The following is a 12006-nucleotide window of genomic DNA, read 5'->3' on the forward strand; positions in this document are numbered from 1 at the left end:
ATTTTTGTAATTGTATCATAGATTTAATTGCTTTTTTATAATATCCATATAAAGGGTCTCAATGGCGTTTGCTAAATTTTCTTTTGGTACTGTTGTTATTAATGTCTCGATATTTGTTGTATTTATAATATTTAGAGCACTTTTAAATTGTTTGATGATCGTATGAGAGAATCTTGAATTATCTATTTCTGAATATTTTTCAAAAATGTCTATAGCGTTTTGTTGTAGCTTTTTATCTCTTAAGAGATTTGCTCTTTTTATTATTTTAAGAGCAGTTTCTGCATTGATGCTCTTAAATTCAATAATTTTTCTTATAGCTGAAGTGGCAATTAGAAGTTTGAGTTGCTTATTAGTTAGTAATAACTCTAGTTTTAAGTTGTTTATTGTATCATCTTCTAGGTTTAACAAGCATAGGCATATTTTCTCTTCATTTGATGAATTTAGGTATGTTTTTTTTCTGAAGAAATTCTTATTTGGGATTGCATTTAAAGATTTTTTAATACTTGGGAATATTATTCTTAATGAGTCAAACTCATCTAATGTCTCAAAAAAAATTTTTGGATTTCTAAGAGCTTTGATAAATTCTATATGCAAGCGCTCCTTGGTTAGGTAGTTTAGTTCTCCTGATTTAATAATTGATTTGATTATGTTTATTGTTTCATCAGCAATTGAAAAATTAAAAGCACTAAGTTGGACTTTGAAGCGAGCTAATCTAACTACACGTAAAGGATCTTCAATAAATGCTTCTGATGTGTGTCGAAGTATTCTATTTTTAATATCATTTTGACCATTAAAAGGGTCGATTATATTATTGTTTTTATCTATTGCCATAGAGTTGATGGTCAAGTCTCTGCGTTTTAAGTCTTCTTCTAAAGTGATGTTGCTTGAAAAATTAACTTCAAAACCATGATAGCCTTTAGCTATTTTTTTTTCTGATCTAGCTAAGGCATACTCTTCTTTAGTTTCTGGGTGTAAAAAGACTGGAAAACTAGATAGTATTTTTGTGAAGCCAGCTTTGATCATTTGAGTTTCTGTAGCACCAACCACCACCCAGTCTCTGTCTTTTGGTGCTATACCAAGCAATATATCTCTAACAGCACCACCAACTAAATAAAATTCCATAGCCAAATAAACATCTTTCTGTTTGCTTTATGTTAACAGAAAAAAGTGTATAATTATTTGTTATTCGCGTTGGTTTTTTAACGGCTTCTTATATTTTATGGCAAATTTAATTGACAAAATTGATCTTAAATCCCAAAGTTCCGGCAATCTAAGTGGAGAAATGGTGAATAAAGAAAAAGTGGGGACTCTTTATAAAAGATTACTGCTTCAGGTTAAGCACTTATGGTATTTTCTAGTTATCGCAGCAATAGGTAGTATATTTTTTTCAGCTGCAGATGCTTCGATGATATATCTGATCAATCCGATATTGAATTATGGTTTTGGCCCTGGTGGCGATATTACTAAGCAAAGTGCTAGTATACTTATGCTTATGGGTGTTGGTATGGTTGGCTTACTAGCTTTGAGGTCTGTCGGGTCATTTTTGTCTCAATACTTTATAGGGTCTTTGGGGCAAAAAGTTGTTTATAAGTTTAGAAAAGATATCTATAAGAGATTTATGAATCTGCCTGCTAGTTTCTTTGATAAGCATTCTTCAGGTCAGATTATCTCAAGGCTTCTATATAATGTTGATCAAGTTACAGAGGCTACTTCAACTGCTATTATTACAGTTGTACAAGATGGTACTTTTGTTATAGGTTTAATAATAGTGATGGTGGTATCAAGTTGGCAGCTGTCATTATTTCTAATAATTATAGGACCATTTTTGGGATTATTTATCTCCATAATAAATAAGAAATTTAGATCTTTAAGTAGAAATACTCAATCATCAATGGGGAATGTGACTCATATTGCTGAAGAAACCATAAGGAATTATAAAGAAATTAGAATCTTTGGAGCGCAACAAAAACAGCAGAATAAGTTTTTCAAAAATCTTGATTATACTTACTCTCAGCAAATTAGAACAATTGCATTGGATGCTCTAACGTCTCCGGTTATACAGATTATTGCTTCACTAGTTCTTGCTTTTTCATTATTTACAATAGCAATTTTTGGGACTAATGAGGGTGGTAGCTCATCTTGGTTAACTGCTGGCTCTTTTGCATCATTCTTCGCTGCTGCTGCTGCCATTCTAAAACCAATTAAGAATCTTACTAAGGTTAACGTGGTTATACAAAAGGCAGTAGCTGCTACAGAGGATATATTCTATATTTTAGATTATCCATCTGAAAAAGAGACGGGCAAGAAAGAGATTGAGAAAGTTAGTGGCAAAGTAACGATAAAAGATGTTAGTTTTGCATTTGCAGATCATAAGGTTCTTAATGGTGTAAGTACAGAGATTGAGGCTGGAGAAACAGTTGCTTTTGTTGGTAAATCAGGGAGTGGTAAAACAACGCTTACGAGTATTATTTCGAGATTTTATACTCAACAGCAAGGTCAAGTATTATTGGATAATATTGATATAAGAGATTTGACTTTAGAAAACTTAAGATCGCACCTGTCTATGGTTTCACAAAATGTTCACTTATTTGATGATACTGTATTTAATAATATAGCATTTGGACTTTCAAGAGATGTTTCTGAAGAAGAGGTCGTAGATGCTCTTAAAAGAGCTAATGCTTATGAGTTTGTTCAAGAGCTTTCTGATGGTATTCATACTAATATTGGTAATAATGGTTCTAAATTGTCAGGCGGTCAACGTCAGAGATTATCAATTGCTAGAGCTCTATTGAAAAATGCTCCAGTGCTAATATTTGATGAGGCAACAAGTGCGCTTGATAATGAGTCCGAAAGAGTGGTTCAACAAGCATTAGAAAGCTTGACTAAATCTTGTACTACTATAGTTATTGCTCATAGATTAAGCACGGTAGAGAATGCTGATAAGATTGTAGTAATGGATGATGGCAAAATAGTTGAAAGTGGTAAGCATGAAGAGCTTCTGGCGAAAGGTGGACTTTATACTAGGCTATATCAATCAGGACTTCAGTAATACTAATGATAGATAACATTTGGTATAAACCTCAGCTAGGGATACTTAGTTATATTTTAAGTCCTATCGCTTTTATTTTCTCAAAAATTGCTCATAATCGTAAAATTAGGCTACAGAATAATCAATATAAGTCAAAAATTCCTGTAATTATAGTAGGTAATATTTCCGTCGGTGGAACAGGTAAAACTCCTGTAGTGAGGATGTTTGCTAATCAATACCTAGAGCAAGGTAAGAAGCCGGTTATAATCAGTCGTGGCTATGGTGCTAAGGCAGAAAAATATCCTTTTGAAGTCGACTCAAAGACACCTGCAAGTGTATGTGGTGATGAACCGGCAATGTTATTTGATGCATTAGGCGGTAAGGTGCCAATAGTAATATCTCCACACAGGGTTGATTCTGTTAAATATGTTGAAAAGAATTATCATGATGCTGATGTTATTATATCTGATGATGGTTTGCAGCATTATAAACTAGCTAGAACTAAAGAGGTGGTAGTAGTTGATGCTAGTAGGATGTTTGGCAATGGATTATGTCTGCCAGCTGGACCTCTCAGAGAACCGGTAGAAAGACTAAAATCGGTCGATCAAATAATCGCTATAGGTAATCTTGATGACCAAAACTATAGTGAGTTATTAAATTATAATTCTAATATTGTCAGAGCTAAAATCAAGGCGATAAAATTTGTAAATCTTGTAACAAAACAAAGCATATCTATAGATAGTTTCTATGGTAAATCAATAGATGCTGTTGCTGGTATTGGTAACCCTGATAAATTTTTTAGCTCGCTGGATGAGCTTGGAGTGAATATCTACCATGAGCATATCTTCAGAGATCATCATAAATATACGCCTAAGGATTTTGAACATTTTGATCCTGAACAGATAGTTATTATGACTTATAAGGATGCCATTAAATGTAAAGATTTTGCCAAGAGTAATTGGTGGTATCTTGATATAGCCTTAGAGTTTTGTTGATTATTCTGTTAAGCTGAAAATTTGCCACTAGAATGGAAGTCTAGAGTATAAATCAGTTTGATATACCAAAGCATATATATTACTATTAACCTGATAAAAAAGTAGCTACAAAATCTATGAAAAAAATTGTTTTAGTTGATGGGTCATCGTATCTTTTTAGGGCATATCATGCCTTACCAAACCTTACTAATAGTCAAGGTGAGCCAACAGGGGCTATTATAGGTGTGATTAATATGCTTAAGAAGTTGCCTGCTATGTATGATACCGAGTATGTTGCAGTAGTCTTTGACCCTAAAGGTAAGAATTTTCGTCATGAGATGTATCCTGAGTATAAAGCAAATCGTAAAGCGATGGATGATGAGCTAAGGGTGCAAATCCAGCCATTACATCAAATTATCGAGAATATGGGCTTTCCATTGATAATAAAAGATGGTGTTGAAGCAGATGATGTAATAGGGACATTGGCAAGAGATCTTGAGCAGCAAGGTTATGATGTCATTATATCTACTGGCGATAAAGATATGGCACAGTTAGTTACGGATAATGTGGTTCTTTATGATTCTATGAAAAACGTAACTACTGATTTCGCAGGGGTATTGGAAAAATATCAAATTAGACCGGATCAAATTATAGATTATTTAGCCTTGATGGGAGATTCTTCAGATAATATCCCTGGTATACCTAAGGTTGGACCTAAGACTGCAATTAAGTGGTTGCAAGAGTATCAAGACATTGAAGGTATAATTGCTAATCAGGATAAAATAACAGGAAAGGTAGGTGAAAACTTACGCAATAATATCGAGCTACTCAAATTATCTTATAAATTAGCGACTATAAAGTGCGATGTGGAGCTTAATCTATCTATAGAAGACTTAAAGTGTAAAAATGCAAATAAAGAGTATCTATATGAGGTATTTACACGTTATGAATTTAAATCTTTACTTAAAGATTTAAGTATTCAATCTTCAGTAAAATTAACAAAACCGCAAGCTGATAATATAGATATTGACTATAAGATAGTTGCGACAAAAGAACAACTTGATGATTTGGTCAAAGAGTTAAAAAATAGCAGTAGTTTTGCTTTTGATACAGAAACAGATTCACTGAATACTTATGAAGCTAATCTTGTTGGTTTATCATTTTGTGCAAAAGAGGGTCGAGCTTATTATATTCCTTTGCAGCATAGATACCTTGGAGTTCCACAGCAATTAGAACTAGAGATTGTTTTAGATAGTTTAAAACCTGTTTTCGTGGATTCTCAAAAGTCTAAAGTTGCCCACAATTTTAAATTTGATGAAAAAATTTTGTCAAAATATGGAGTTAAGATAGTTAATCAAGTTAATGATACTATGATTATGGCATATGTGCTAAAAAGTAGTGGTAAACATGATATGGATAGCTTATCAAAAGAGCACTTAGGTATTGAACCAATTGCATATACGACATTAGCTGGAACTGGTCGTAATCAGTTGACATTAGATCAAATAGATATAGAAAAAGTGGCTAAATATGCTGCTGAAGATGCTGATATTACATTTAGACTTTATAATCATTTCTTGAAAATGCTAAAGGATGATGAAGTCTTATATAGTCTATATTCTAATGTTGAAATGCCATTGACTATTATTCTTAATAATATGGAAAAAGTTGGTGTTAAGATAGATGCTGCTAAACTTATAGAGCAGAGTGCTAATCTTGAAGACTCTATCAAAGAGCTTGAGATTAAGTGTTATGATCTTGCTGGTCAAGAATTCAATTTATCTTCTCCAGTGCAGTTAAGAGAAATTTTGTTTGATAAAATGGGTCTTCCTCCTGTCAAAAAGACAGCTAAAGGTCAGGCTTCAACATCTGAAGAGGTTCTGGTTCAATTAGCCGAAGAGTATGAAATAGCAGCCTTAATAATGAAGTATCGCCACCTATCAAAGCTAAAAAATACTTATACAGATAAATTGCCGAAAATGCTTGATGTGAATGGCCGAGTTCATACTTCGTACAACCAAACAGGAACTGTAACTGGTAGATTGTCTTCATCAGATCCAAATTTACAAAATATTCCTATTAAAAGTCCCGAAGGGCGTAAGATAAGACAAGCATTTATCGCAGAACAAGAATTTTGTGTAGTTGCTGCAGACTATTCCCAAATTGAATTAAGAATTATGGCGCATTTGTCAAAGGATAAAAATCTTTTGAAAGCTTTTAATCAAGGTTTAGATATTCATAGCGCTACTGCGGCTGAGGTTTTAGGTATAAGTCTTGATATGGTTACTAGTGAACAAAGAAGAAGAGCTAAAGCAATAAACTTTGGACTTATTTATGGAATGAGTGCTTTTGGATTAGCTAAACAATTAGAAATACCACGAGGAGAAGCTCAGGAGTATATCGATGTTTATTTTAATCGTTATCCAAGTGTAAAAGAGTACATGACAACAGCTAAAGAATTTGCAAAGCAAAATGGTTATGTTGAAACTATCTTAGGAAGAAGATTATACTTGCCAGATATTAGCTCTAAAAATGTAATCCAAAGAAATGCTGCTGAAAGAGCGGCAATTAATGCTCCAATGCAAGGTACGGCTGCAGATATCATCAAAAAAGCTATGATAGATGTTAACACAATGATTTTGCAAGAGTATAATGATGATATAAAAATGGTTATGCAAGTTCATGATGAGCTGGTGTTTGAAGTTAGAAAAGCCAAGCTTAATGAAATAACTACAAAAATAAAAAGTATAATGGAGACATCTGTAAAACTAGATGTTCCTCTAGAGGTAAATGTCGACTCTGGTGAGAGTTGGGATCAAGCACATTAGGTATATTAATTATAGGGTGTTTTATGTTGCTAGTAATGGATGTGGGAAATTCTCACATACACATTGGTGTTTTTGAGGGTGAGAATATAATTTCTCAGATTAGATATGCAACTTCATCAGTAGATTCGACGTCGGATCAGATTGGTGTATTTCTTAGACAAGCGTTAAGAGAGAACTCGGTTGATTTAAGTAAGATCAAAGGGTGTGCGATATCTTCAGTAGTTCCTCATTTGAATTATTCTTTAGGTTCTGCTGTTATAAAATATTTTGGTATGAAGCCATTTTTTATTAGTATGGAAACAACTGATCTTGATATGACAGCTGTTGAGGCTCATCAAGTCGGGGCTGATAGGATAGCTAGTTGTATCGGCGCTATAGCAGATTATCCGAATAAGGATTTATTAATTATTGACTTAGGTACGGCAACAACATTTGATTTGGTGACTAAAGATAAGAAATATCTGAGTGGCTCAATTATGCCGGGAGTTAAACTTTCTTTGAATGCTTTGTGTCAAGGAGCTTCACAGTTATCGTCAATAACTATTGTCAAACCAGAAGTTGCTATAGGTTATGATACGAAAACTAATATTCGCTCAGGCTTGTATTATGGTCATTTAGGAGCTTTAAGAGAGCTTAAAACTAGAAGTTTAAAAGAATTTGGGGTACCCGTTTACACTATAGCAACAGGTGGATTTGCTGGGTTGTTTAAAGATGAGGGAATCTTTGATGAGATATCCCCAGATTTAATTCTGCGTGGGATTAGAATTGCATTCCTAGAGAATAACAAAAAAGGTGTTTAGTGATATGTTAAAGAATAAAAAAGCGGTCATTTTATTATTTGATTCATTTGGTATAGGGCAAGCACCTGATGCTGCTGATTTTGGCGATGAGGGATCAGATACTTTGGGTCATATTGTTGATTACTTTACTAATAATGGTATGAGTATTAAACTACCAAATTTAGCAAAAAAAGGGTTGTTGAAAGCTGCTGAATACAATAGATGTAAAGAATTTAGTCAACAAGTTGGTCATGTAGATGTTATTGAAAATGCAAAGTATGGCTATTGTGCTGAGGTTAGCAAAGGTAAGGATACACCAAGCGGTCACTGGGAGCTAGCTGGTGTGCCTGTTATGTTTGATTGGTATTATTTTACAAATAAAGGTGATCAGGGTTATTTTGACAAAGAGTTTATTGATGAATGGGTTGAAAGAGCTGGACTTACAGATGGTTTTATAGATGCTGGGCACGCATCAGGAACAGAAGTTCTAAAAGAGCATGGTTGTGAGAGTTGTGTTACTAAGAAGCCTATTGTTTATACGTCTGCAGATAGTGTTTTTCAGGTAGCTGCTCATGAAGATTATTATGGTTTAGATAAATTATTGAATATCTGCAAAATAGCTAGAGAAATTCTTGATGAGATGGGAATGAAAGTTGGTAGGGTTATTGCTCGTCCATTTATTGGGGAGTCTGCCGATGAATATACTCGTACTGGTAATCGTAAAGACTTTTCAATATTGCCACCAGCACCAACATTACTTGATAAGTTAACTAATCAAGGTGGTAAAGTTGTTTCAATAGGTAAAATCGCTGATATTTATGCTAATCAAGGTATATCTAAGAAAGTAAAAGCAACTGGGTTAGAAGAGTTATTCGATAATACGATTAGAGAGTATGAATCAGCAAAAGAAAATACATTAGTGTTTACAAACTTTGTAGACTTAGATTCAAGCTATGGTCATCGTAGAGATCCTAAAGGATATGGTAAAGCATTAGAGTATTTAGATTCAAGGATCCCTGACTTAGATGCTAAGTTAGATGAAGATACTATTGTTATACTGGCAGCAGACCATGGTTGTGATCCAACTGCACCAGGGTCAGATCATACAAGAGAATGTGTGCCGTTTTTATTATGGGGCAAAAATATCGAAGCAGAGTTCATTGGAGCAAGAGATACGTTTGCGGATATTGGTCAAACAATTGCCGATTATATGGGTATAGAGCCTCTAGACTATGGTAAGTCAATATTTGGAGCTAATAATGACAACTAAACAGAAGATAGTATCATTAATGGACTTGACTCAGTTAGGTGAGAGTGACACTGACGCTGATATCGTTAAGCTATGCGCAAAAGCTAAAAATTCTTTAGGTGAAGTTGCTGCAATATGTGTTTATAAACAATTTGTCCCTGTAGTTAAAAAAACTTTAGGTAGTGATTTCAAAGTTGCAACTGTAATTAATTTCCCTAAGGGGAATAGCTCAGTTGAAGAAGTTATCTCAGAAGCTAAAGAAGCGATATCATTAGGAGCAGATGAGATTGATTTAGTAATTGATTATAATGAATATATCCAAAAAGGTCATTCACAACAATCATGTGATATGATCGAGAAAGTCAAAAATGTATGCCAAGATCGCATCTTGAAAGTCATAATTGAATCTGGCGAATTGAATGAAGATAACTTAATCAGTAAAGCAAGCCATGATGCGATAGTAAATGGAGCTAATTTTGTCAAAACATCTACAGGCAAAACTCCAAATGGAGCGAGCCTAGAAGCAGCAAAAGTGATTTTAGAGACTATAGAAAACTCTGGGTATGAGGTTGGTTTTAAAGCTTCTGGTGGTATTAGAGATGAAGCTCAGGCCTTAGGATATATTAAACTAGCGGAAGAGATTATGTCTAAGAATTATGTAGTAGCAGATACTTTTAGATTCGGAGTTAGTGGTTTGCTCGATAATCTTTTAAATGGAGAAATTGGTAGTGGCTACTAGGATATTGTTTTTTATATTGGGTATTATTGTTGTTTTTATATTGGCATATATATGGAGTAGTGATAGAAAAAAAATCAGATACAAAAATCTAGTAGTTATTTTGGTCGTACAAATAGCTCTTGGTTTTTTTATGCTTGAATCTGAAGTAGGTATAAAGGTTGTTGGTTTTATTGCTGATGGTTTTGAGAATTTACTTAATTATGCTCATGAAGGGTCAGCATTTATTTTTGGTGATCTTACTGATATGTCTAAAAATGGTTTCATCTTCTTTTTCAATGTGGGAATGCCTATTGTTCTAGTATCTTCACTGATTGGTATTTTACAATACTTTAAAATACTACCTCTTGTCATTAAGGGCATAGGTTGGATTCTATCAAAAGTTACAGGTATGGGTAAGTTAGAATCATTTAATGCGGTTAGCTCACTAGCAGTTGGACAATCAGAGAATTTTATTAATTACAAAAAAATTATTGGCCACCTTCCTTCAAATGTATTGTATACAATGTCTGCAACGGCGATGTCTACAGTATCTTTAGCAGTTGCAGGTGCTTATATGTCATTATTAGATCCTAAGTATGTATGTGTTGCGCTGGTAATGAATATGTTTGGTACTTTCTTTGTGTTAAACATTATTAATCCCTATGAAGCTTCCGAAGAGTTTAGTTATGATAAATTGCATGAAGAATTTGAAGAAGAGAAGCAAGGCTTCTTTGAGATGCTTGCCGAGTACATATTAGATGGTTTTAAGGTTGCAGTTATTGTTTCAGCAATGCTTATTGGTTTTATTGCTTTAATTGCGATGTTAAATGCGATATTTAGTAGTCTATTTGGTCTAAGTTTTCAGGATTTGTTGGGCTATTTGTTTTATCCTATGGCTTGGATACTTAATATTAATGGTGATGAGTTGCACGCAGCAGGACAGCTTATGGGTACTAAAATGGTAACTAATGAGTTTGTGGCGATGCAGATGATGAGTACACAGTCACAGCAATTTACAGAGCACACTAAAGCGGTTATATCAGTATTTTTGGTTTCCTTTGCAAACTTTAGTTCAATTGGGATAATAATAGGAGCGATTCAAGCACTAAGTAAAGAAGCATCAGTTAAAGTCTCGAAGTTTAGCCTAAAAATTCTTTATGGGGCAGTGTTGGTGAGTTTTTTATCAGCATGTGTAGTTGGATTAATAGTATAAAGGTAACGTTGTGATCTCAAGAATTTTATTCTTCGTTCTTGGAGTGGGAGTTGTTTTTTTATTAGCTTTTATTTGTAGCTCAGATAGAAAAGCTATTAAATATCGCTCTTTATTTATAATAATGACTGTACAACTAGTGATGTGTGTGATTCTGTTAGAAACGCGCTTTGGTATTGTCATTATGAATGGTTTTGCCAATGTTTTTGATTTTTTAATCGATAAATCTCAAGTAGGTGTAAGATTTGTTTTTGGCAATATTGATACTAATGAGAATAATGGTTTTGTTTTATTCTTAAATGTTTTGATGCCAATAGTTTTTATTTCTGCGCTTATTGGGATATTACAGTACCTTAAGATTTTACCTTTAGTCATTAGAGGAGTTGGATTTTTATTATCTAAGGTTAGTGGCATGGGTAAGTTAGAATCATTTAATGCTGTAAGTTCAATATCACTTGGTCAAGCAGAGAATTTCTTAGCATATAAAAATATTATTGGGCATCTATCACCAAATGTTTTGTATACAATGGCAGCTACGGCAATGTCGACAGTATCTTTGTCGATATTAGGATCATATATGACTATGATAGATGCAAAATATGTATGTGTAGCAATTATTATGAATATGCTAAGCACTTTTTTTGTACTGCATATCATAAATCCTTATGATTACAAAAAAGAATCTAGTTATGAAGAATTAGAAGTTGATTATGATACAGACAGTAAAAGAGCTTTTTTTGTAGTATTAGGTGAATACATTCTCGATGGTTTTAAAATAGCTGTTGTAGTTGCGGCAATTTTAATTGGTTTTATGGCTCTAATAGCAACACTAAATTCAGTTTTTGAAAGTATATTAGGTATTTCATTCCAAAACTTACTAGGTTATTTGTTTTATCCATTTGCATGGGTTCTACATATTCCTGCAAGTGAGCTTTTATTCGCTGGAAAGGTGATGGGTACAAAACTAGTGTCAAATGAGTTTGTGGCGATGTTGATGGTTAAAGATAATATGGTTAATTTATCATTACATACTCAAGCGGTTATTTCTGTATTTCTAGTATCTTTTGCAAACTTTAGTTCGATTGGAATAGTTGTTGGTACAATATATTCTTTGAATAAAAAGTCTGGAGAGATAGTTGGGGCTTTTGGTTTAAAAATGTTGTATGGAGCTACTCTAGTCAGCTTTCTATCAGCAGTGATTGTTGGATTGTTTATATAAA

At 33.5% G+C, this 12006-nt stretch carries 9 protein-coding genes; 8 read left to right on the plus strand and 1 reads right to left on the minus strand.

All coding sequences use genetic code 11. The annotated features are described in order from the left end of the window. Positions 1-15: 15 nt before the first annotated feature. Complete coding sequence (locus FTPG_RS03370) at positions 16-1122, minus strand: CCA tRNA nucleotidyltransferase (RefSeq protein WP_004287024.1); 1107 nt, start codon at positions 1120-1122, stop codon at positions 16-18. Between the two features lie 97 nt (positions 1123-1219). On the opposite strand from FTPG_RS03370, the gene msbA reads away from it, so the two are divergent. The 8 genes from msbA to FTPG_RS03410 all read left to right on the plus strand — a co-directional run bounded on the left by msbA (position 1220) and on the right by FTPG_RS03410 (position 12005). Then, positions 1220-3049 (plus strand): lipid A export permease/ATP-binding protein MsbA, encoded by a 1830-nt coding sequence (gene msbA / locus FTPG_RS03375; protein WP_004287025.1) that lies wholly within the window; start codon positions 1220-1222, stop codon positions 3047-3049. 5 nt (positions 3050-3054) lie between these two features. After that, positions 3055-4023, plus strand: coding sequence for a tetraacyldisaccharide 4'-kinase (lpxK, locus tag FTPG_RS03380; RefSeq protein ID WP_004287026.1), 969 nt, complete (start codon positions 3055-3057; stop codon positions 4021-4023). A 116-nt stretch (positions 4024-4139) separates the two neighbouring features. Then, entirely contained in the window at positions 4140-6830 is a 2691-nt protein-coding gene (polA, locus tag FTPG_RS03385; protein WP_004287027.1) for a DNA polymerase I, read from the plus strand. A 23-nt stretch (positions 6831-6853) separates the two neighbouring features. Next, positions 6854-7630, plus strand: coding sequence for a type III pantothenate kinase (locus FTPG_RS03390; RefSeq protein ID WP_004287028.1), 777 nt, complete (start codon positions 6854-6856; stop codon positions 7628-7630). 4 nt (positions 7631-7634) lie between these two features. Beyond that, on the plus strand, positions 7635-8879 hold the full coding sequence (locus FTPG_RS03395) for a phosphopentomutase (protein WP_004287029.1): 1245 nt from the start codon (positions 7635-7637) through the stop codon (positions 8877-8879). Then, positions 8842-9597 (plus strand): deoxyribose-phosphate aldolase, encoded by a 756-nt coding sequence (gene deoC, locus FTPG_RS03400; RefSeq protein ID WP_004287030.1) that lies wholly within the window; start codon positions 8842-8844, stop codon positions 9595-9597. The genes FTPG_RS03395 and deoC overlap by 38 nt, the downstream gene beginning before the upstream one ends. Further along, positions 9587-10789, plus strand: coding sequence for a NupC/NupG family nucleoside CNT transporter (locus FTPG_RS03405; RefSeq protein WP_004287031.1), 1203 nt, complete (start codon positions 9587-9589; stop codon positions 10787-10789). Before deoC ends, FTPG_RS03405 begins: the two co-directional genes overlap by 11 nt. Before the next feature lie 10 nt (positions 10790-10799). Beyond that, positions 10800-12005 (plus strand): NupC/NupG family nucleoside CNT transporter, encoded by a 1206-nt coding sequence (locus FTPG_RS03410; protein ID WP_004287032.1) that lies wholly within the window; start codon positions 10800-10802, stop codon positions 12003-12005. Position 12006 lies beyond the last annotated feature (1 nt).

Origin of the sequence: Francisella philomiragia subsp. philomiragia ATCC 25015 (genome assembly GCF_000156715.1) — a bacterium.
Lineage (GTDB): Bacteria > Pseudomonadota > Gammaproteobacteria > Francisellales > Francisellaceae > Francisella > Francisella philomiragia.